The 20,755-nt window shown below is 63.1% G+C and carries 16 protein-coding genes and 5 tRNA genes; 15 read left to right on the top strand and 6 right to left on the bottom strand.

Annotation, left to right across the window (positions count from 1 at the left end):
• Nucleotides 1-255: 255 nt before the first annotated feature.
• The 5 genes from CUJ91_RS10520 to CUJ91_RS10500 all read left to right on the top strand — a co-directional run bounded on the left by CUJ91_RS10520 (nt 256) and on the right by CUJ91_RS10500 (nt 6,741).
• Nucleotides 256-2,082: an extracellular solute-binding protein gene (locus CUJ91_RS10520; RefSeq protein WP_374710135.1), complete on the top strand. Its 1,827-nt coding sequence runs from the start codon at nt 256-258 to the stop codon at nt 2,080-2,082.
• 63 nt (nt 2,083-2,145) lie between these two features.
• Nucleotides 2,146-3,183, top strand: coding sequence for a microcin C ABC transporter permease YejB (locus CUJ91_RS10515; protein WP_114156177.1), 1,038 nt, complete (start codon nt 2,146-2,148; stop codon nt 3,181-3,183).
• Entirely contained in the window at nt 3,183-4,289 is a 1,107-nt protein-coding gene (locus CUJ91_RS10510) for an ABC transporter permease (protein ID WP_006053091.1), read from the top strand. The genes CUJ91_RS10515 and CUJ91_RS10510 overlap by 1 nt, the downstream gene beginning before the upstream one ends.
• A 2-nt stretch (nt 4,290-4,291) precedes the next feature.
• Nucleotides 4,292-5,938 carry an ABC transporter ATP-binding protein gene (locus CUJ91_RS10505; RefSeq protein WP_114156176.1) on the top strand — a complete coding sequence of 549 codons (1,647 nt, stop codon included), beginning with the start codon at nt 4,292-4,294 and terminating at the stop codon, nt 5,936-5,938.
• Between the two features lie 137 nt (nt 5,939-6,075).
• The gene (locus tag CUJ91_RS10500; protein ID WP_107706669.1) at nt 6,076-6,741 is read left to right on the top strand and encodes a C40 family peptidase; all 666 of its coding nucleotides are present in this window, start codon (nt 6,076-6,078) and stop codon (nt 6,739-6,741) included.
• A gap of 121 nt (nt 6,742-6,862) precedes the next feature.
• Here CUJ91_RS10500 and CUJ91_RS10495 read toward each other — a convergent pair whose 3' ends face one another.
• The gene (locus tag CUJ91_RS10495) at nt 6,863-7,813 is read right to left on the bottom strand and encodes a patatin-like phospholipase family protein (RefSeq protein ID WP_114156715.1); all 951 of its coding nucleotides are present in this window, start codon (nt 7,811-7,813) and stop codon (nt 6,863-6,865) included.
• A gap of 409 nt (nt 7,814-8,222) precedes the next feature.
• On the opposite strand from CUJ91_RS10495, the gene gltX reads away from it, so the two are divergent.
• The 7 genes from gltX (at nt 8,223) to CUJ91_RS10460 (ending at nt 11,179) form a co-directional block, all read left to right on the top strand.
• Nucleotides 8,223-9,632 carry a glutamate--tRNA ligase gene (gene gltX, locus CUJ91_RS10490; protein ID WP_114156175.1) on the top strand — a complete coding sequence of 470 codons (1,410 nt, stop codon included), beginning with the start codon at nt 8,223-8,225 and terminating at the stop codon, nt 9,630-9,632.
• A 139-nt stretch (nt 9,633-9,771) separates the two neighbouring features.
• Nucleotides 9,772-9,847 (top strand) — tRNA-Ala (locus tag CUJ91_RS10485).
• Between the two features lie 186 nt (nt 9,848-10,033).
• Nucleotides 10,034-10,109, top strand: a tRNA-Glu gene (locus CUJ91_RS10480).
• An 80-nt stretch (nt 10,110-10,189) separates the two neighbouring features.
• Nucleotides 10,190-10,266, top strand: a tRNA-Asp gene (locus CUJ91_RS10475).
• A gap of 61 nt (nt 10,267-10,327) precedes the next feature.
• Nucleotides 10,328-10,403, top strand: a tRNA-Glu gene (locus CUJ91_RS10470).
• A 92-nt stretch (nt 10,404-10,495) separates the two neighbouring features.
• Nucleotides 10,496-10,572, top strand: a tRNA-Asp gene (locus CUJ91_RS10465).
• Nucleotides 10,573-10,714: 142 nt separating this feature from the next.
• Nucleotides 10,715-11,179, top strand: coding sequence for a GNAT family N-acetyltransferase (locus CUJ91_RS10460; protein WP_013338845.1), 465 nt, complete (start codon nt 10,715-10,717; stop codon nt 11,177-11,179).
• 16 nt (nt 11,180-11,195) lie between these two features.
• On the opposite strand, the gene CUJ91_RS10455 is transcribed toward CUJ91_RS10460, so the two are convergent.
• Nucleotides 11,196-12,116, bottom strand: a complete 921-nt coding sequence (locus CUJ91_RS10455) for an AraC family transcriptional regulator (protein ID WP_244230929.1) — start codon at nt 12,114-12,116, stop codon at nt 11,196-11,198.
• Between the two features lie 145 nt (nt 12,117-12,261).
• Here CUJ91_RS10455 and CUJ91_RS10450 point away from each other — a divergent pair, with 145 nt between their 5' ends.
• Nucleotides 12,262-12,663: a gamma-glutamylcyclotransferase family protein gene (locus CUJ91_RS10450; protein ID WP_006052985.1), complete on the top strand. Its 402-nt coding sequence runs from the start codon at nt 12,262-12,264 to the stop codon at nt 12,661-12,663.
• 139 nt (nt 12,664-12,802) lie between these two features.
• Here the strand turns inward: CUJ91_RS10450 and aceB are convergent, their stop codons facing one another.
• Nucleotides 12,803-14,413: a malate synthase A gene (aceB, locus tag CUJ91_RS10445; RefSeq protein WP_107706671.1), complete on the bottom strand. Its 1,611-nt coding sequence runs from the start codon at nt 14,411-14,413 to the stop codon at nt 12,803-12,805.
• 94 nt (nt 14,414-14,507) lie between these two features.
• Nucleotides 14,508-15,326, bottom strand: a complete 819-nt coding sequence (locus CUJ91_RS10440; RefSeq protein ID WP_107706672.1) for a haloacid dehalogenase type II — start codon at nt 15,324-15,326, stop codon at nt 14,508-14,510.
• Between the two features lie 148 nt (nt 15,327-15,474).
• Between CUJ91_RS10440 and CUJ91_RS10435 the strand changes: the two genes are divergently transcribed.
• Both CUJ91_RS10435 and CUJ91_RS10430 read left to right on the top strand, forming a co-directional pair.
• Nucleotides 15,475-16,377 (top strand): LysR family transcriptional regulator, encoded by a 903-nt coding sequence (locus CUJ91_RS10435; RefSeq protein ID WP_006052988.1) that lies wholly within the window; start codon nt 15,475-15,477, stop codon nt 16,375-16,377.
• A gap of 170 nt (nt 16,378-16,547) precedes the next feature.
• The gene (locus CUJ91_RS10430; RefSeq protein ID WP_006052989.1) at nt 16,548-16,982 is read left to right on the top strand and encodes a universal stress protein; all 435 of its coding nucleotides are present in this window, start codon (nt 16,548-16,550) and stop codon (nt 16,980-16,982) included.
• A 333-nt stretch (nt 16,983-17,315) separates the two neighbouring features.
• Here the strand turns inward: CUJ91_RS10430 and aceA are convergent, their stop codons facing one another.
• Together aceA and CUJ91_RS10415 are read right to left on the bottom strand one after the other, a co-directional pair.
• Entirely contained in the window at nt 17,316-18,623 is a 1,308-nt protein-coding gene (aceA, locus tag CUJ91_RS10425; protein ID WP_006052990.1) for an isocitrate lyase, read from the bottom strand.
• 430 nt (nt 18,624-19,053) lie between these two features.
• On the bottom strand, nt 19,054-20,667 hold the full coding sequence (locus tag CUJ91_RS10415) for a DEAD/DEAH box helicase (RefSeq protein ID WP_006052991.1): 1,614 nt from the start codon (nt 20,665-20,667) through the stop codon (nt 19,054-19,056).
• Nucleotides 20,668-20,755 lie beyond the last annotated feature (88 nt).

The raw sequence follows: 20,755 nt of genomic DNA, 5'->3' as shown, positions 1-20,755 counted from the left end.
TGCCTTCGCGCGTCGGCGATGTGGCCAGCGAACCTACAGTTGGCGTGAGTTTATTCGGTAGAATTCCCTCACCACGCAATTGCCCACTGACCAAAGGCGCTTATGACAACTGGCTCGCGACGGGTTCCATCGCCTCGTGCGCTTCAATGTGTTATCCAATACGTTATTCGACGCGTTACTTCGAGGCGCTCGCGTGTCGGTCCGGCCGTTGCATCGCGGTCATCGCGCAAAGCCTGCGTCGCGATAGGGTGTGGCGTGGTCGCTGCGGTAGGTCTCTTCGCGGCGCCGCAGGCTCGCGCGGTCTATGCAATCGCGCAGTACGGCGAGCCCAAGTATCCGGCCGGCTTCAAGCATTTTGGCTACGTCAACCCGAATGCGCCGAAGGGCGGCACGCTCGTGCTGGCCAATCCGAGCCGCCTGACCAGCTTCGATAAATTCAATCCGTTCACGCTGCGCGGCAATACCGCGCCCGGCGTCGACCTGCTGTTCGAAAGCCTGACGACCGGTAGCAGCGACGAAGTGGCGTCCGCCTACGGCTTGCTCGCCGACGACATCAAGGTTGCACCGGACGGTCTGTCGGCCACCTTCCATATCAACCCGCGCGCGCGCTTTTCGAACGGCGATCCCGTTACCGCGGACGACGTCAAGTATTCGCTCGACACGCTCAAGAGTCCGCAAGCCGCGCCGCAGTTCATGTCGATCTTCGGTCAGATCGTGCGCGCGGTCGTCGTCGATCCGCAGACGGTGCGCTTCGAATTTCACCAGCGCAATCGCGAGTTGCCGCTGCTCGCGGGCGGCATGCCCGTGTTCTCGCGCAAGTGGGGGATGAAAGCCGACGGCAGCCATATTCCGTTCGATCAGCTAGCGTTCGAAAAGCCCATTGGCAGCGGTCCGTATCTGATCGAACGCTACGACAACGGGCGCACCATCGCCTATCGACGCAACCCCGATTACTGGGGCGCGGCGCTGCCGGTGCGCGTGGGCATGTACAACTTCGATCGCATCGTCTACAAGCTGTATTCCGATAGCGTCGCGCGGCTCGAAGCGTTCAAGGCGGGCGAATACGATGCACTCGTCGAGTATGTCGCGCGTAACTGGGTGCGGCGCGATGTTGGGAAGCGGTTCGATAGCGGCGAACTGATCAAGAAGGTGTTCCCGCAGCACAACGGCACCGGCATGCAGGGCTTCATGCTGAACACGCGACGGCCGTTGTTCCAGGACGTGCGCGTGCGCAAGGCACTCGATCTCGCGCTCGATTTCCAGTGGCTGAACCGGCAGTTGTTCTTCAATCAGTACAGCCGTATCGACAGTTTCTTTGCCAACACCGATCTGCAGGCAAAGGGACTGCCTTCGCCCGGTGAACTGGCGCTGCTCGAGCCGTGGCGCGCGAAGCTCGACCCTGCGGTTTTCGGGCCGCCGCCGAAGCAGCCCGACACCGATCCGCCGGGCTCTTTGCGCGCGAATCTGCTGCAAGCCCGCGCGTTGTTGCAAGAGGCCGGATGGACCTATCGCGACGGCGCGCTGCGCAACGCGAAAGGCGAGCCGTTCGAGTTCGAGATACTCGACGACTCAGGATCGGCTGGGCAAATGGAGCCGATCGTCGCGACCTTCATTCGGAACCTGAAAAAGCTCGGCATTACGGCAACGTTTCGCGTGGCGGACTTCGCGGTGTATCAGAAGCGCCTCGACGCGTTCGACTTCGATACCACGACGATTCGCATGCCCGACGTGCAGGTGCCAGGTTCCGAGCAGATCGAGCGCTTCGGCAGCAAGGCAGCGGATACCCACGGCTCGGACAACGTAATCGGCTTGAAGTCGCCGGCCGTCGATGCAATCCTGCGCGCGCTCGTGCAGGCGCAAACGCGCGAGCAACTGCTGGATGCGACGCATGCGCTCGATCGCGTGCTGATGCATGGCTATTATGTGGTGCCGCACTGGTACAGCGCGACGCATCGGGTGGCGTTCAAGCGCGGGCTGGCCTGGCCGTCGACGCTGCCCCTGTACTATGGCGCGGAAGGCTGGATCACGTCGACGTGGTGGTTCGCAGAGCCGCAAGCGGCGAGTCAGGCGAAGCCGCAGTAATCGACCGCATTGAACCCGCACGCTATCGTCATTCACACACCGCCCTCGCAACGGAACGCCGCCATGTGGAGCTACATTCTCAAACGCCTGCTGCTGATGATTCCGACTTTGCTCGGCGTGCTGACGCTGACCTTCGTCGTGATCCAGTTCGTGCCGGGCGGTCCCGTCGAACAGATGCAGCATGAACTGCGCAAGGGCGCCGAGGGCGCGGCGCCGTTCGGCCTGCGCGCGCACAGCGGCGTGGACGCGCAGCAGATCGCGCAACTCAAGGCGCTCTACGGTTTCGACAAACCGCCGCTCGAGCGCTATGTGCTGATGCTCAAGCGCTTCTCGACGTTCGATCTCGGACAGAGCTATTTCCGCCATCAGAGCGTGTGGTCGCTGATCGTGTCCAAGTTGCCGGTGTCGATCAGCATCGGTTTATGGACGTTTTTTCTCACGTATCTGATTTCGGTGCCGCTCGGCATTTCGAAAGCGGTGCGCAACGGCTCGCGCTTCGACATCGCGACGAGTCTCGTCGTGCTGATCGGTTATGCGATCCCGGGCTTCGTGCTCGGCGTGCTGCTGCTCGTGCTGTTCGGCGGCGGCACGTTCCTGCAGCTTTTCCCGTTGCGCAATCTCACGTCGGATAACTGGGCGCAATTGAGCGTCGTAGGCAAGGTGCTCGATTACCTGTGGCATATCGCGTTGCCGATCACGGCTTCGGTGGTGGGCAGTTTTGCGGTCGTCACGATGCTCACGAAGAATGCCTTTCTCGACGAGATTCGCAAGCAATACGTGCTGACCGCGCGCGCCAAAGGTCTCTCGGAGAAACGCGTGCTGTGGAAGCATGTGTTTCGCAACGCGATGCTGCCGCTGATCGTCGGTTTTCCCGCAGCGTTTATCGGCGCCTTTTTCACGGGCAGTTTGCTGATCGAGACGCTCTTTTCGCTCGACGGTCTCGGCTTGCTGTCGTATGAGTCGGTCGTGCGGCGCGACTATCCGGTCGTGCTCGGCACGCTCTATCTCTTCACGCTGATCGGCCTCGCGACGAAGCTCGTTTCCGATCTTTGCTATGTGTGGGTCGATCCCCGCATCCAATTCGAACAACTGGAACGCTGATGAATCGAGCCCGCCTCTCAGCCGATGCAGCAGCGCGCGTCGAACCCGCGCGCGCGTTCGTCTCGCCTTCGCCCGCGCGCCGCATATGGCAGCGCTTTCGCCAACAGCGTCTTGGTTACTGGAGTCTGATCGTATTTGTCGTGGCGTTCGCTGCGAGCCTCGCGGGGCCGCTTTGGTCGAACGACAAACCGCTCGTGGTGCGCTACGACGGCCATCTGTATTTCCCGCTTTTCAACACCTACGCGGAAACGACCTTCGGCGGCGATTTCCCCGCGCCCGCGGATTATCTCGATCCTTATATCAAGCAGCGTTTCGACGCGCCGGGCAATTTCGCCGTGTATCCGCCGAACCATTATTACTACGACACGCTGAACTATTTTTCGAAAGCGCCGAACCCGGCGCCGCCTTCGCGTGAAAACTGGCTCGGCACCGACGATCGCGGCCGCGATCTGTTCGCCCGTCTGCTGTACGGCTTTCGCGTCTCGGTGGAATTCGGCCTCGTGCTGACTTTCATCGGCACGATACTCGGCATCGCGGCGGGCGCCGTGCAAGGTTATTTCGGAGGACGTACTGATATTGTCGGGCAGCGCCTGATCGAAATATGGAGCGCGATGCCGGAGCTTTATCTGCTGATCATTTTCTCGTCGATCTTCGAGCCCGGATTTATTCTGCTGATCGTGCTGCTCTCGTTGTTCGGCTGGATCGGTCTGTCCGACTATGTGCGCGCGGAGTTTTTGCGCAACCGTCAGCAGGACTACGTGCGTGCGGCGAAAGCGATGGGCCTGTCCAACTGGCAGATCATGTGGCGTCACGTGCTGCCCAACAGTCTGACGCCGGTGATTACGTTCCTGCCGTTTCGCATGAGCGGTTCGATTCTCGCGCTGACCAGTCTCGATTTCCTTGGCCTTGGCGTGCCTTCGCCGACGCCGAGCCTTGGCGAGCTGCTCGCGCAGGGCAAGGCGAATCTCGACGCGTGGTGGATTTCGTTGTCGACCTTCGGGGTGCTGGTCGCGATGCTGTTGCTGCTGACTTTCATGGGCGACGCGCTGCGCAACGCGCTCGACACCCGCATCTCCGATGCGATGCGCGCCGGAGGAAACCAGTGAGCATGCAACGGCAAACGAACGGACAGCAGCACGACGGCGGCGAAGCGGGGAGCCACGCGCCGCTACTGGAACTGGATCACCTTCATGTGAGCTTCGGCGAAACGGTCGCCGTCGACGACGTCACGCTGACCATTCGCCGCGGTGAGCGCATCGCGCTGGTCGGCGAATCGGGTTCGGGCAAGAGCGTGACGGCGCTGTCGATCCTGCGTCTGTTGAGCGACGCGCAGGTGAGCGGCGCGATCCGTTTCGACGGCGAGGATCTGCTTGCCAAGAGCGAGCGCGAGATGCGCGGCCTGCGCGGCTCGGACATCGCGATGATCTTTCAGGAGCCGATGACGGCGCTCAACCCGCTCTACACGATCGGCGAGCAGATTGCGGAGACGATCGTCGTGCACGACGGCGTGCCGGCAGCGGAAGCCCGCAAGCGCGCGGTCGCGCTGCTTGGACGCACGGGCATTCCCGAGCCGGGCAAGCGCGTGAACAGCTACCCGCACGAGCTTTCCGGCGGACAACGACAGCGCGCGATGATCGCGATGGCGCTCGCGTGCCGTCCGCGTCTCTTGCTCGCGGATGAGCCGACCACCGCGCTCGACGTGACGATTCGCGCGCAAATCGTCGACTTGCTGCTCGAACTGCAGCGCGACGAAGCCGAAAAGCGCGGCATGGCCGTGCTGCTGATCACGCACGACCTGAACCTCGTGCGCCACTTCGCGCAGCGCATCGCGGTGATGGAAAACGGCGTGCTCGTCGAAAGCGGATCGGTGGAGCAGGTGTTCGAGTCGCCGCAGCATCCGTACACGCAGCGGCTGCTCGCGAGCCGGCCGCAGCGCACGGTCGTGCCGGTGCTGCCCATTTCGCCCGTGCTGCTGGAAGCGCGCGGCGTATCCGTCGATTTCAAAACGAAGTTGCCGGGCGTGGCCGGCTGGTTCCGCTCGGGGCGCTTTCGTGCGGTCGCCGACGCGACGATTGCCGTGCGGCAAGGCGAGACGCTCGGGATTGTCGGCGAATCGGGCTCGGGCAAGTCGACGCTCGCGATGGCGCTGCTCGGCCTGCAGCGCACCGCGCATGGCGACATCGAATTTCAGGGCAGGGCGCTCGGCAGCTACCGCGGCACGGAGCAGACGACGTTGCGCTCGAACATGCAGGTCGTGTTTCAGGACCCGTTCAGCTCGCTTTCGCCGCGTCAGACGATCGAACGCATTGTTGGGGAAGGGCTCGCGCTGCACCGGCCGCAGATGTCGCCGCAAGCGCGGCGCGACAAGGTGCTTGCCGTGCTGCGCGAGGTCGCGATCGACCGGACCGCGCTTTTCCGGTATCCGCACGAGTTTTCCGGCGGGCAGCGCCAGCGCATCGCGATTGCGCGGGCGCTCGTGGTCGAGCCGCGCATTCTGATCCTCGACGAACCGACCAGCGCGCTGGATGTTTCGATCCAGCAGCAGGTGCTGAAACTCCTCGCCGGACTGCAGCAGAAGTACAACCTCGGCTTCGTTTTCATCAGCCACGACCTGGCCGTGATCGGGGCGATGGCACACCGCGTGGCGGTCATGCAAAACGGTTCTATCGTCGAAAGTGGAGACGTTGAGAAGATCTTTGCGACGCCTTCGCACCCGTACACTCGAAAACTCCTGAAAGCCGCATCAGACCGCTGATTTTTCACCCTTTCACCAATTGGGTGCGTGTCTCGATTGTATTTTTCTATTTGTTTTGACACGTGAATACTTACTGGCTAGTATCGACCAAACTTTTTTCCGTAGACCCCTGATTCTTTAGCAAAAAATACCGACCAATGCAGCACAGAAATCTGACCCAGGCTTGCACGCGCGCCGTCGCCGGGATGTTCATTGGCGTCTTGATCGCAGCAGCTCCCGGCGCTTTCGCCGACGAAGTAAGCAGTTTCAATCAGAATGCCTCCTTTTCGCCGACTAACCCGGCGAATTCCTCGTCTTCCTCCAGTTCGCAATCGCTCGCCGGCAACACCGACAGCGGCGCCAAATCGTTTCTTTCCGGCATGGCCGGCAAGGCGGGCGACGTGGTCGTCGGCGCGCTGAACATGATCGGCGTGCGCTACCGCTGGGGCGGCAACACGCCGGACTCCGGGCTCGATTGCAGCGGATTCGTGCGCTACGTGTTCCAGGACACGCTGGGCATGGCACTGCCGCGCCGCGCCGAGGAAATGAGCCGCGTCGGCGAAAAGGTTCGCGTGAGCGACCTGAAGCCGGGCGACCTGGTGTTCTTCAACACGATGCGCCGCACGTTCTCGCACGTCGGCATCTATATCGGCGACAACAAGTTCGTGCATTCGCCTTCCACGGGCAGCACGATCCGCGTCGACGACATGGATAGCGGCTACTGGGAAAAGCGCTTCACGGGCGCACGCCGGATCGAGACGTCGTATCAGGAAGGCGAAGATCTGCGCAAGCGCGTGAATGCGACGATCGGCGGAAATAACTGATTCCGGTTCGCCGGCGGTTGTTGTGCTGATCCAGCGAAAAAAGCCTGCTTCTTAAAGAAGCAGGCTTTTTTGCGTGTTGCCGCTAAGCCCTTAGGTCCTTCGCCACTAAGCCCTTAAGCCCTTAAGCCGCCACCCGGCTCGCGGCCAGCTTGCGCTGCAACTCCGGCATGATCTTCGCGACGGCTTCCTCGCCGGCGAGAATCGCGGCGTTGCGTTGCGAGAAGTCGCTGCCGCTCATGGCCGCCAGATTCGGCCGGATCACGATGTCGGCGTATTTGTCGAGTTCGTACGCCTTGATCGTCTGGCCCATGATCGTGAAGGTTTGCATCAGCACGTCGAAGGAACTGGCCGTGAGGCCGCTTTCCGGGCGCTGCGAGATGTCGACCGCGATCACGAAGTCCGCGCCCATCTTGCGCGCGAACGACGCCGGCACCGGACTCACGAGGCCGCCGTCCACATATTCATGTCCGCCGATTTTCACCGGCTCGAAGATCGACGGCACGCTGCACGACGCGCGCACCGCAACGCCGGTATTGCCGCGCTGAAAAAGAATCGGCTGGCCGGTTTTCAGGTCGGTGGCGACGACGCCAAGCGGCTTGACCATCTTCTCGATCGGCCGATTGTTGAGCGTGGTGTTCAGATAATTCTGCAGCGCGATGCCTTGCAGAAAGCCACGCGTGCGAAACGGCATGGCCCAGTCGCTGATCGACGCTTCGTCCATGGTGAGCGCGAGCTTGTTTAGCGCAAAGCCGTTCATGCCCGACGCGTAGAGCGCGCCGACCACCGCCCCGGCGCTCGTGCCGGCCACCAGATCCACCTGAATGTTGCGCGCCTCGAGCGCCTTGATCACGCCGATGTGCGCGAAGCCGCGCGCCGCGCCGCCGCCCAGCGCGAGCGCGACGCGCAGCGGCCGCTGCGGCTTGTCGAGCGGCGGCGCGTTCGTGGTGGGCGTGGCGGCGTTCGACGACACGCCGTCGATTTTGCTGCCGGCCGTGGTGCAGGCGGCGAGCACCGCTGAGGCGGCCGCGAGCGAAAAATGGCGGCGGCCGTAACGAGGCGACGAAGGTTTCAACGAGTTCTCCAGCAACGGCGTAAGCGGCGAAATGGGCGCCGCCAACTGCCGCGATCAGGCAAGGGTCAGGGACAAGCCAGGGACAGCGCCAGGGACAAAGTCCACGCGGCCGCAAACAAAGCGGCTCCAGCGCGCTGACGCGTCCGCGCCCCAGCGCGCGCACATCATAAAGCAAAGCGGCGCGCTCGCGGCGGCGCGTAATGAAACGTTGCACGGACGCTTCCCTGGGGCCTCGCCAGGCCATTCGGACGAGGGCGGGCGGGCCGTCCGTGAAAGGTATAATTCGGCTCTTGCTTTGATTCCTTCGTGTCCGCGCGCGGCAGCCTTTGTGCCGTCCGGGCGCGCTTCGCTGCCGCGCCTGACGGGCGATGTCTGTCCGACGCCGGCGCCCGTCTTCGAGTAACCGCCAATGACCACCTCCGTTCGCACCCGCTTCGCACCGAGTCCCACCGGCTTCATTCACCTCGGCAACATCCGCTCCGCGCTCTATCCGTGGGCGTTCGCGCGCAAGATGAAAGGGACCTTCGTGCTGCGGATCGAGGACACCGACGTCGAGCGGTCCACGACTGAATCCGTCGACGCCATTCTGGAAGGCATGGAATGGCTCGGCCTCGATTTCGACGAAGGCCCGTTCTACCAGATGCAGCGCATGGACCGTTATCGCGAAGTGCTCGCGCAGATGCAGAGCGCCGGGCTCGTGTACCCGTGCTACATGTCGACGGAAGAACTCGACGCGCTGCGCGAGCGTCAACGCGAAGCCGGCGAAAAGCCGCGTTATGACGGCACATGGCGTCCCGAGCCGGGCAAAGTGCTGCCCGAGCCGCCGGCGGGCGTGCAGCCCGTGCTGCGCTTCCGTAATCCGCTGACCGGCGTGGTCGCCTGGGACGATGCGGTGAAAGGGCGCATCGAGATTTCGAACGAGGAACTCGACGACCTCGTGATCGCGCGGCCGGACGGCACGCCGACCTACAACTTCTGCGTGGTGGTGGACGACCTGGACATGCGCATCACGCACGTCATTCGCGGCGACGACCACGTGAACAACACGCCGCGGCAGATCAACATTCTGCGCGCGCTCGGCGCCGAGCCGCCCGTCTACGCGCATCTGCCGACCGTGCTCAACGAGCAGGGCGAAAAGATGAGCAAGCGTCACGGCGCAATGAGCGTGATGGGTTATCGCGACGCCGGCTATCTGCCGGAAGCGGTGGTGAACTATCTCGCGCGCCTTGGCTGGTCGCATGGCGACGCCGAGATTTTCTCGCGCGAGCAGTTCGTCGAATGGTTCGATCTCGAGCATCTGGGCAAGTCGCCGGCGCAGTACGACCACGACAAACTCAACTGGCTCAACGCGCACTACATCAAGGAAGCGGATAACGCGCGCCTCGCCGGCCTCGCGCGTCCATTCCTCGCCGACCTGGGTATCGACGAAGCGACGATTGCGCAAGGCGCCGATCTGACCGCGGTGGTGGGCTTGCTGAAAGATCGCGCGTCCACGGTCAAGGAGATCGCCCAGAACGCGGCGATGTTCTATCGCACGCCGGCGCCGGATGCCGAAGCCCTCGCGCAGCACGTGACCGATGCGGTGCGCCCGGCGCTCGGCGAACTGGCCGCCGCGCTGAAAACGGTCGAGTGGACCAAGGAAGCCATCGCCGCCGCGCTCAAGGCAACGCTTTCCGCGCACAAGCTGAAGATGCCGCAACTGGCGATGCCGGTTCGTTTGCTGGTGGCGGGCACGACGCATACGCCGTCGATCGATACGGTGCTGATGCTGTTCGGGCGTGAGGTTGTCGTGAGCCGTATCGAGAAGGCGCTGGCTTAAGACGCGGAAGGGCGCAAGCGCATTCGCCCGTGCATTGAGATGGTTTGCGTGCGAGTTCGGAAAAAAGTCGCAGGCAGTTGCTCAAAGGGTATTTACAAAGCGCAAAACGGCCTCTAGAATCTCGTTTCTGTTCTGCAAGGGGGGTATAGCTCAGCTGGGAGAGCGCTTGCATGGCATGCAAGAGGTCAGCGGTTCGATCCCGCTTACCTCCACCATCAGAGCAGAGTGAAGTCGTTCCGAAGTCTGGAGCTTGTAGCAAAAAAGACTTCACAAGCCGCTGTATCGTAGTTAAAATAGCGGTCTTCGCAGTTGACGAAACGAATATCTGACCAGTAAGTGCGGTTAGTATCTCAGTTGATTCGAGTCAGCAGCGAGTTAAAGACAGAGTCTGAAAAGATTATGTCCCCTTCGTCTAGAGGCCTAGGACATCACCCTTTCACGGTGAGTACAGGGGTTCGAATCCCCTAGGGGACGCCAAACATCAGCGTCGCTTTAGCAGTAAAGCAGCGCAGCTTGCAGAGACATAACCGACGCTCGCAAGCCAGGGTGTAAAGACTGGAGTGGTAGTTCAGTCGGTTAGAATACCGGCCTGTCACGCCGGGGGTCGCGGGTTCGAGTCCCGTCCACTCCGCCAGACAAAGCCCGTTCATGCAAACTTGAACGGGCTTTTTCATTAAAGGTGTAAGCAGTACGTTGTCCCCTTCGTCTAGAGGCCTAGGACATCACCCTTTCACGGTGAGTACAGGGGTTCGAATCCCCTAGGGGACGCCAGAACATCGGCGTCGTTCGGTAAGAAGTTGAACGGTGCGGTTGGCGAGCGAGCAAAGCCTTGCTTCTCACTTGCCGGTCAGTTGTAAAAATCTGGAGCGGTAGTTCAGTTGGTTAGAATACCGGCCTGTCACGCCGGGGGTCGCGGGTTCGAGTCCCGTCCGCTCCGCCAGATTTTGGAAAGCCCACTTCGAAAGAAGTGGGCTTTTTTTATTTGCGCTGCCTTTCCGCCTGGCTATGCTCGGGACAAACAGCCATTGCCAGCGCGCGCGGCCTGTTTTACCGTTTATCCGACTTCTCTTCGTCGTGCCGCCATGTTCGATCCAACCGAAGCTCCGTCACCGTTCCATCTGCGCAAAGCCAGCATGGACGACTTCGAGTTCGCCGAGGCGCTGACTCACGGCAACATGGGCGGCTACTATCAGCGGCATCATCTCGTCTGGCGCGGCGATCTTTTTCTCGGCAGTTGGCGCGAGTCCGAAAACTTCATCCTCGAAATGGACGGCAAGCCGATCGGCGTTCTGCGCATCACGCAGGAGGGCGATTCGCTGCATATTCGCGACGTGCAAATCGCCGAGGGCTACCGGCGGCTCGGCGCCGGCACCTACCTGCTCGACATGTCGCACCAATGGGCGCGCGAACGTGGACTACGCGAGCTGCAACTGCGCGTGTTCGTCGACAATCCCGCGGCACGTCTCTATCAGCGCAAGGGCTACAAGCTCGCGGGGCCGCGCCTCGCGCAACTCGGCGCGATTCGTCATCTGGCGCGGCGGGTTTGAGTTCGCCGAGCGGCGCTTAGCGGCGGTCCGCGCCCGGCGCGATCGGATCGGCGCTCGTCGGCAAAGTCTGTTCAAGAGAAATTTCGTCTTGATCGGCGTCGTCAGCGCTTTCGCCATTTTCCAGCCGATGTTCCGAGCCGCGCTCGATAAACGCGCGCGGGCTTTCGCCAAAGGCACGGCGAAACATCGCAGAAAAAGCGCTCTGGCTTTGATAGCCCAACTCTTGCGCGACGTGCGACAGCGGCCGTCCCTGGCTCAGCAGCGGAATCGCGCGCGCCAGAATCGCCTGCTGGCGCCATTGCGAAAAGCTCACGCCGAGTTCCTGCCGAAAAAGCCGCGCGATGGTGCGCGTGCTCGCGCCCACGCTCGCCGCCCATTGCTCTAGCGATTCACCGGGCGTCGGGTCGGCGATCACCGCTTCGCAGAGCGCGCGCAGGCGCTTTTCGTTGGGCATCGGCACCGAAAGGGGCAGCGGCTGGGAACGCGTCAGCTCGTCGAGCGCGAGTGCGCCAAGCAGGCGCTCGCGCGCGGGCGAGAGGCCGGGCGTATCCAGCGCGGCAATGACTTCGCGCAGCAGATTCGACACTTCGACGACACGGGGCGCGTCGAGCCCCGCGGGCACCGTGCTTTCGGTGATGTACAACGTGCGTAGAAACGCGTCTTCGACGGCCACGACTTCGTGCGTCACATGCGGCGGCACCCAGATGGCGCGCGAGGGCGGCACCATCCACGTCGTGCCGGTTGTGGCGACGCGCAACACGCCGCGCGACGCATACGCGACCTGCGCCCACGCATGCTGGTGACGCGCGAAGTGCGAACCCATCGGCATAGGACGCGAGCGCACGCGAATCGGGTGCGCTTCGTTCGGCTGAAATTCTGGCGGCGTGTCGGTCAGGCTGACGAAGCTCGAGCGGTCCGAGCCGGCGTACGGAGTCATGGGCAAAGGTCGATCCATAAAACGAAACGCCACTGAACGAAGCGCGATCGCGGGCGGGCGGTTTCCTATTGTAGAGCGTGCGCGCTTTGCGACGTTGCATAATGGCCAGTCTGACCGACCACATACTCGAGGAGCACGAACGACGATGCAAACCGTCTTTGTCTACGGCACGCTGCGAGCGGGCGAAGTAAACGACATCCGCGAAGCTGCGGCGCGCAACGAGATCGCCGAGCCGACGCTGCTCGGCACGGCCACGGTTCGCGGCCATCTGTTCGACTTCGGCTCGTATCCGGGCCTGGTGGTCGACGATCAGGGTGTGGACGTGATCGGCGATGTGTACGAAATCGACGATGAACTCGTCGCCGTACTCGACGAAATCGAGGCCGTGTATCCCGGCGTCGAAGATCGTTTTCTGGCTCGCGACGTGATGGTGAAAGTGGACGGCAATGTGGTGAACTGCCGCTTCTATCCGGTCGCGCCGAACACGGTGAAGGGACTGCCGGAAATCAAATCCGGCGATTGGGTCAAGTATCGCGCGACGCGCTGATAGATAGCCCGCACAAGCGCCGGCACGCCGCAAAAAAAACAGCCCGCGAGACAGCAAGCCTCGCGGGCCGTAAGGCCGGTCATTCTTTGCGCCCGCCGTGCGCCCGCTCGCCACTGCATTGCGACGCGGGCGCCCTTGCTCAGATTTCCTCGTAGAGCGGCAGCGTCAGGAAGTCCGTGAACTGCTCCGACGTCGACATCTGCTCGAAGATCTGCGCCGCGCGCTCGTACGGCTTCGTATCGCCGCCGACAGCCTGCTTCACCTTGTCGAGTTCCTGCACGGCGAGTTCGCGCACCAGTTCCGCCGTGACCTTGCGGCCGTCGTCGAGTGTGCCCTTCGGCGAGCGAATCCACTGCCACACTTGCGAGCGCGAAATCTCGGCGGTCGCGGCATCTTCCATCAGGTTATGGATCGGCACGCAGCCGTTGCCCGCGAGCCATGAGCCCAGGTAGTGAATCCCGACGTTGATGTTGTTGCGCAGACCCGCTTCGGTGATCGGCGCTTCCGGGCGGAAGTCCGTGAGATCCGTCGCGGTCACGAGCACGTCGTCGCGTTGCTTGCCGATCTGGTTCGGCTTGTCGCCGAGCACCTTCACGAACTCTTCCATCGCGATCGGCACGAGGCCCGGATGCGCGACCCAGCCGCCGTCATAGCCGTCGCCGGCATCGCGCGCCTTGTCCGAGCGCACGCCGGCCATGGCCTTGTCGTTCGCGGCCGGATCGTTCTTGATCGGAATCAGCGCGCTCATTCCGCCGATAGCCGGCGCATTGCGGCGATGGCAAGTCTTCAGCAGCAACAGCGCATAGGCGCGCATGAAGGGCGACGTCATCGTGATCTGCGAGCGGTCCGCAAGGCAGAAGTCGCGGTCGGACTTGAACTTCTTGATCGCGGAAAAGATGTAGTCCCAGCGGCCGGCGTTCAGGCCCGAGCTATGTTCGCGCAGCTCGTACAAGATCTCGTCCATTTCGAACGCGGCGAGAATGGTTTCGATCAGCACGGTCGCGCGAATCGTGCCGCGCGGCACGCCGACCGCTTCCTGCGCGGCGACGAAGATGTCGTTCCACAGACGCGCTTCGAGATGGCTCTCCATCTTCGGCAGATAGAAGTAGGGGCCCGAGCCGCGCGCGACCAGTTCCTTCGCGTTGTGCACCATGAAGAGCGCGAAATCGAAGATGCCGCCCGACACGCGCTTGCCGTCCACCTTCACGTGCTTTTCGTCGAGATGCCAGCCGCGCGGACGCACGATCAGCGTGGCGACCTTGTCGTTCAGCCTGTAGCTCTTGCCGTTCTGCTCGAGCGAAATCGTGCGGCGCACCGCGTCCTTCAGGTTGATATGGCCGATGATCTGGTTCTCCCAGCTCGGCGCATTCGAATCCTCGAAGTCGGTCATGTACGAATCCGCGCCCGAGTTCAGCGCGTTGATGATCATCTTGCGCTCGACCGGCCCGGTGATTTCCACGCGGCGGCATTGCAGGTCGCGCGGCAGCGGCGCGATGGTCCAGTCGCCTTCGCGCACGCTCTTCGTCTCGGCGAGGAAGTCGGGGCGCTCGCCAGCGTCGAGGCGCTTGGTCCGTTCGGCGCGTGCCTGCAGCAACTGCTGACGGCGCGGCTCGAACGTGCGATGCAGCGCGGCGACGAGCTCGAGCGCCTCGCGCGTGAGAATCGCTTCATAACCGGGCTTGATTTCGCCGGTGATTTCCATGCCTTGCGGCAGGTCTAACGATGACAGCGATGGCAGCGAATTCGCCATGTTTTCTCCTTGGTCGGTCAGATTGCGAAGATGCAAAGTTGAGGTGCGGTTGTAATCGTTTGAGTGGGCTTGATGAGTCGGCTACGGAGCGTGGCTATGCGCCCCCGCTGCTGCGCGGACGGCGCGTGCGGCTCGCGGCGGTAGCGCGGCTTGGGCGCGGCGCATCGCCGGCAGATGCGAGCGTGTTCACGAAAGCCAGCAGATCGTTCATGCCCGCGCCCGTGCCGTGCGGCGTCACGCCCAGTTCCTCGAGCGGCGCGTTCTGGCGGTTGAGCCAGAACGTCGTGAAGCCGAACCACGTCGCGCCCGCCACGTCCCAGCCGTTCGACGAAACGAAGACGATCTCGCGCGGCTCCACACCGAAAGCCTGGGTGCCGAGCGCGTACGCGACGGGCGCGGGTTTGTAGGCGCGCACGGCGTCGACGGAAAGCACCTGGTCGAAGAGGCCACTCATGCCCGCGCTTTTCACGGCGACGTCGAGCATTTGCGGATTGCCGTTGGAGAGAATCGCGAGGCCGGGGCGCGCGCTAGTCGCCGCTGACGACGAAACCCCATCGCGCAACAGACGCAGCGCCGGCACCGCATCGGGAAACGCCGACAGACACGCGTATTCGTCCATCAGACGTTTTTCCGCGGTACGGCCGAGCGTGAGCTGAAGTTTTTTCGCGGAAAAGCGCAGAGCGTCGAGCGTGATGTCCCAGAACGGCCGATAGTGCGCGGCGCCTTCGCCGGCATCGGCAAGCGTGCGCAACTGCGTGTATTCGATCTGTTTCTGGCGCCACAACTGGGAGAGCGCGTCGCCGCGCCCGGGGAAGATCTGCTCCGCCGCGGCGACCACCGAGTGCACGTCGAACAGCGTGCCGTAGGCGTCGAAAATGATGGCTTTTGGGGAGAGTGTCGTTGTGGCCGACATTGCCGTGCGCTCCTGTCAGAGGTCGGGACAGATTGTATTAGCGGTACTGCGCGCTAAAAAAGAGGCTAAAGATCACTTGATCTTTTACTTTCATCCACCTAATCTGGCGCGCACCGGCCAACTTTGCCGCGCGAGCGGCGCTTCTTCCATGGACCGTTTCAAGCAGATCGAGACTTTCGTCACAGTCGCGGCCAAAGGCAGCCTGTCCGCCGCGGCGCTTGCCGAAGGCGTGGCGCCGGCGATCATCGGCCGCCGTATCGACGCGCTCGAAGAGCGCCTCGGCGTCAAGCTGCTGGTGCGCACGACCCGCAAGATCACACTGACCTTCGAAGGCTCGGCGTTTCTCGAGGACTGTCAGCGCATCATTCACGACATGCAGAACGCCGAGGCGAGCGTGTCGGCGGGCGGCGTGAAGGCGAGCGGGCATTTGCGCGTTTCCGCGCCGGCCGGCTTCGGACGCCGGCACGTCGCGCCGCTGGTGCCGGCGTTCACCGTCGCGCATCCCGATGTGTCGATCACGCTCGATCTGTCGGACCGGCTCGTCGATCTGGTCAACGAAGGTTTCGATTGCGCGGTGCGGCTCGGCGAATTGCCTGATTCGTCGCTCGTGTCGCTCAAGTTGGGCGAAAACCGGCGCGTGTGCGTGGCGTCGCCGGCGTATCTGAGCCGGCGCGGCGCGCCGCACAGCCTCGCGGATCTCGCGCAGCACAACTGTCTCGCGCTCGGCGCGAGCGCCAATCAGCAGCGCGGCTGGATGTTCCAGCAGGACGGCAAAGTGGTATCGATCAAGGTATCGGGCACGATGGAATGCTCGGACGGCGCGGTGCTGCACGAGTGGTGCCTCGAAGGCCACGGCCTCGCGTGGCGCTCGTGGTGGGAAGTCGGCGCGGACATCGCGGCGGGCCGGCTCGTCAGCGTGCTCGACGAGTTCGCCGCGCCGCCCATCGGCATTCATGCGGTGTTTCCGCAGCGCCGCCATTTGCCGCTGCGCGTGCGGCTGTTCCTGGATTTTCTCAAGCATACGTATGGCCTTCCAGATTACTGGGGATGACGCCGCGCAACGGGTTTTCGATATTCGGACAGACCCGCAATAAGACCTGGGCGCCGGTTTCTGCGGCCTACAATCGGTTTTAAGGCGTGGATGAAAAGCGTCGCGGGGATTGCTCAAATCCGACCCGCAACCGCAGCAGCAACCCAACCGGGCACGCAAACGGAGGGCACATGTTCAGGCACATTCTCGTCCCGACCGACGGTTCGGACCTCTCGCGCAAAGCGATCGCGGGCGCCATCGATCTCGCGCAGGCGGTCGGCGCGCGAATTACCGCGTACGCGTGCCTGCCGCAATATCCGTACGCGCCGTTCTCCGAGATCGCCGTCGAACCGCCGTCGGAGTTTCTCAACCGCAGCGAGCGCGAAGCGCAAGAGCATCTGCGCGAAGTCGAATTTGCGGCGAGCCGCGTCGGCGTGGTCGTCGATCGACGCACGAGCGTGCATCCCGCGCCGTATCTCGGGATCATCGAAGCCGCGGAGCGCGGTGGCTGCGATGTGATCTTCATGGCGTCGCACGGACGGCGCGGTCTCGGCAGTCTGCTGATCGGCAGCGAAACGCAGCGCGTGCTCACGCACACGAAAATTCCCGTGCTGGTGTATCGCTGAAATCGCGGATACCGGCGCTTATCGTCGTCGTTATCGCCGTCGTTACCGCCGTCGTTACGGCCGTCGTTACGGCCGTCGTGATCGCCGATAGTGGAGAACGCGCCGGCGCCTGGGCCGGCGCGTCGTCCATTCGCCGCACAATCCGGTGATGCCTGGCTGTGCTGGCTTTATGCAGCCCCCGCCTTACCGTCAACTCCCTCCGGCGCTGCGCACAAGAACCGCCGATGCGCCGCCGAAGCTCCTCCCTGCCGACGGCGGCCAGCCGGCGCAACCGCTGCGCCGCCCGTCCGCTGTCTATCTGCCTTTCATTTTTGCGATCAGGTCGCGAGACCGTTACGCGACTTTCTTGTCGAAGAACTGCTCGTCTTCCGTCGAGCCGTGCAGCGCCGTCGTGGATGCTTCGCGCTCGACCGTCTGCGTGACCGCGTCGAAATAGCCGGTGCCCACTTCGCGCTGATGCTTGACGGCGGTGAAGCCCTTTTCCGCTGCCGCGAATTCGGCCTGCTGCATCTCGACGAACGCCGTCATCTGATTGCGCGCGTAGCCGTGCGCGAGGTTGAACATCGAGTAGTTCAGCGCATGGAACCCGGCCAGCGTGATGAACTGGAACTTGTAGCCCATGGCGCCCAGTTCGCGCTGGAATTTGGCGATGGTCGCGTCGTCCAGGTTCTTCTTCCAGTTGAACGACGGCGAGCAGTTGTACGACAGCAGTTGGTCCGGATACTCCTTGTGGATCGCGTCGGCGAATTTCTTCGCGAACTCGAGGTCCGGCTTGCCCGTTTCGCACCAGATCATGTCGGCGTAGGGCGCGTAGGCGAGGCCGCGCGAGATCGCCTGTTCGAGACCCGGCTTCGTGCGATAGAAACCTTCGACGGTGCGCTCGCCGGTCAGGAACGGCTTGTCGTTTTCGTCGACGTCCGATGTGATCAGGTCGGCGGCTTCCGCATCGGTGCGGGCGAGCAGCACGGTCGGCACGCCGGAGACGTCGGCGGCGAGACGCGCGGCGGTCAGCTTGGCGATGTTTTCGCGCGTCGGCACGAGCACCTTGCCGCCCATGTGGCCGCATTTCTTCACCGAGGCGAGCTGGTCTTCGAAGTGCACGCCCGCGGCGCCGGCTTCGATCATCGCCTTCATCAGTTCGAACGCGTTCAGCACGCCGCCAAAACCGGCCTCTGCGTCCGCGACGATCGGCGCGAAGTAGTCGATATAGCCTTCGTCGCCCGGATTCTTGCCTTCCGACCACTGGATCTGGTCGGCGCGCGTCAGCGTGTTATTGATGCGCTTGACGACGAGCGGCACCGAATTCGCCGGGTAGAGCGACTGGTCCGGGTACATTTCGCCGGCCACGTTCGCGTCGCCCGCGACCTGCCAGCCCGACAGATAGATCGCCTTCAGACCTGCCTTGACCTGCTGCATCGCCTGATTGCCGGTCAACGCGCCGAGCGAGTTGACGAACGGCTCGGTGTTCACGCTATGCCAGAGCTTTTCGGCGCCGCGCTTCGCGAGCGTGTGCTCGACCTGCACGGAGCCGCGCAGGCGGATCACGTCTTCGGCGGTATAGCTGCGCTTGACGCCTTTCCAGCGCGGATCGGTTTCCCATTGCTGTTGAAGTTGGCGGGCTTGTTCTTCGCGCGTCGTCATGATTTTCTCCTTGGTTGCCTAATGAACAGATGGTGGACTCTGTCTTCGTCGAAGCGGGCCGGCCGGCGCTCAGCGCCTAAGCGTTCCGTTTCGTGAAGTCTTATATAAGAGTCTAGGCAAATCGACAGACGCGCAATAGCGGGGCGGGCGCGATTTTCCAATAAATCTTTGTTCGGATAATCAGTGGCTTATCTTCGACGTTCCGCATTAAGAAACGTTATTTTCCCTGCTGCAATGCCCGTCGTTGTGCCGTGCAGCACGATTTTTTACGACGCAAAAATTTTTTCCACATCGTGAAATTTGGGCGGCGATGCGTCGCAGGCGAAAAAAAACCGGTGCCTGGGCACCGGTTTTTCTGTCGACCAGCCGACGATGAAGCGCTGTCGGGGTCATTCAACTCATTGCTACGCAGAGCGTAGCGCTGCGTACGTTAGCTGCCGCGACGCGCGGTACGCGGACCGTCGCTGCGGCGTGCGCCGTAGCCGCCGTCACGCGAGCCGCCGTAGCCTTCGCGCGAACCGCTGCCTGCCGGCTTACCGGCCCAACCGCTGCCATTGCCGCTGCCGCTGCGCGAGCTGCCTGCGCTGCCGGCCGGCTTGCCCGAGCCGCTGCCGAAGCGACGGCCGCCGCTATTGCCGCCGCCCGGACGGCCGCGGCCGCCAAAGCCAGGACGGCCGTTACCCGACGGAGCCGACTTGCGCGGCTCGAAGCCTACGACAACGTTCACCGGCAGCGGCGTGCGCACGAAGCGCTCGATGCGCTTGAGCGCGCCCTGTTCGGCGTGATGCACGAGGCTCACCGCGATGCCCGAGCGACCGGCGCGGCCAGTACGGCCGATACGGTGCACGTAGTCTTCGGCGAACTTCGGCAAGTCGTAGTTGAACACGTGCGTGATGCCCGGAATGTCGATACCGCGAGCGGCGACGTCCGTTGCCACCAGCACGCGCACGCGACGCTCGCGCAATGCCTTGATCGTGCGGTTACGCGCGCCTTGCGGCAGGTCGCCGTGCAGTGCGGCCGATTCGAAACCGGCGTCGGCGAGACGTCCGGCCAGTTGATCGGCGTCCATCTTGGTTGCCGTGAAGACGATAGCCTGGTCGAGGCCTTCGTCACGCAGCAGATGGTCGAGCAGACGGTCCTTGTGATCGCGGTCGTCCACGTAATGGACGGTTTGCGCGATGTTCGTGCGTTGTTCCAGGCGCTGAACGATCTCGATACGCTCCGGATCTTTCAGCAGACGGCCCGTCAGCGAACCGATCTTGCCGTCGAGCGTGGCCGAGAACAGCATCGTCTGACGCGTAGCCGGCGTAGCGGCGACGATCGTTTCGATGTCTTCGATGAAGCCCATGTCAAGCATGCGGTCAGCTTCGTCGAGCACGAGAATCTGCAGTTGCGACAGGTCGATACGGCCGCGTTCCAGGTGGTCGATCAGACGACCCGGCGTGGCAACCAGGATTTCCGGGTTCTTTGCCAGCAGCATCAATTGCTGACCATAAGCGACGCCGCCGAGAATGCTGACGGTGCGCAGGCGCTTCAGGTGCTTCCCGTACGTGGCGGCGGCGGTGGTGACCTGCATCGCGAGTTCGCGGGTCGGCGTCAGAACCAGCATGGTCGGACGTGCAACCGGTTGCGGACGGCGCGTGTTGCGGGCGCCGTCGGCCGGACGCGGTTCGCGCGGCTGGCTGGCTTGCGCCTTTTGCAATTGCGAGAAACGCTCGATGGCGGGCAGCATGAACGCGGCGGTCTTGCCCGAACCGGTCGGGCTCGAGACCATCAGGTCGCGGCCGGCGATGGCGGCGGGCACTGCGCGTTGCTGAACCGGCGTCGGGTTCTGATAGCCAGCGGCGGTCAGCGCGGAGACGACATCCGCGGACAGGCCGAGCGACGCGAACGACGGGCCGGCGGGGGCGGCGGCTTCAGCGGCGACGGCAGGCGCGGCAGCGGCAACAGCGGGTGCTGCGGCTTGCGCGGGTGCGTCGGCGAAACCGAGGGCCTGGTCGGCGATGGCGTTCAACGGGCTGCTGGGGGTATTGCTCGAAGTCATGAGAATCCTTAAAACACAGGGAATTAAAACGTCGGCGCCAATCGGCATACCCAAGTCGTCGGATTCAGCGAGCAAAGAAGCAGCGAGC

It is taken from the genome of Paraburkholderia graminis, assembly GCF_003330785.1.
Lineage (GTDB): Bacteria > Pseudomonadota > Gammaproteobacteria > Burkholderiales > Burkholderiaceae > Paraburkholderia > Paraburkholderia graminis.
Note: the sequence above shows the minus strand (reverse complement) of the source record. Positions and strands in the feature narration are given on the sequence as shown.

Excerpts from the sequence above, each read along its gene's own strand:
- CUJ91_RS10515 (WP_114156177.1), top strand. The coding sequence starts at position 2,146 with ATGTGGAGCTACATTCTCAAACGCCTGCTGCTGATGATTCCGACTTTG.
- CUJ91_RS10510 (WP_006053091.1), top strand. The coding sequence starts at position 3,183 with ATGAATCGAGCCCGCCTCTCAGCCGATGCAGCAGCGCGCGTCGAACCC.
- CUJ91_RS10505 (WP_114156176.1), top strand. The coding sequence starts at position 4,292 with ATGCAACGGCAAACGAACGGACAGCAGCACGACGGCGGCGAAGCGGGG.
- CUJ91_RS10500 (WP_107706669.1), top strand. The coding sequence starts at position 6,076 with ATGCAGCACAGAAATCTGACCCAGGCTTGCACGCGCGCCGTCGCCGGG.
- gltX (WP_114156175.1), top strand. The coding sequence starts at position 8,223 with ATGACCACCTCCGTTCGCACCCGCTTCGCACCGAGTCCCACCGGCTTC.
- CUJ91_RS10460 (WP_013338845.1), top strand. The coding sequence starts at position 10,715 with ATGTTCGATCCAACCGAAGCTCCGTCACCGTTCCATCTGCGCAAAGCC.
- CUJ91_RS10455 (WP_244230929.1), bottom strand. The coding sequence starts at position 12,116 with ATGACTCCGTACGCCGGCTCGGACCGCTCGAGCTTCGTCAGCCTGACC.
- CUJ91_RS10450 (WP_006052985.1), top strand. The coding sequence starts at position 12,262 with ATGCAAACCGTCTTTGTCTACGGCACGCTGCGAGCGGGCGAAGTAAAC.
- aceB (WP_107706671.1), bottom strand. The coding sequence starts at position 14,413 with ATGGCGAATTCGCTGCCATCGCTGTCATCGTTAGACCTGCCGCAAGGC.
- CUJ91_RS10440 (WP_107706672.1), bottom strand. The coding sequence starts at position 15,326 with ATGTCGGCCACAACGACACTCTCCCCAAAAGCCATCATTTTCGACGCC.
- CUJ91_RS10435 (WP_006052988.1), top strand. The coding sequence starts at position 15,475 with ATGGACCGTTTCAAGCAGATCGAGACTTTCGTCACAGTCGCGGCCAAA.
- CUJ91_RS10430 (WP_006052989.1), top strand. The coding sequence starts at position 16,548 with ATGTTCAGGCACATTCTCGTCCCGACCGACGGTTCGGACCTCTCGCGC.
- aceA (WP_006052990.1), bottom strand. The coding sequence starts at position 18,623 with ATGACGACGCGCGAAGAACAAGCCCGCCAACTTCAACAGCAATGGGAA.
- CUJ91_RS10415 (WP_006052991.1), bottom strand. The coding sequence starts at position 20,667 with ATGACTTCGAGCAATACCCCCAGCAGCCCGTTGAACGCCATCGCCGAC.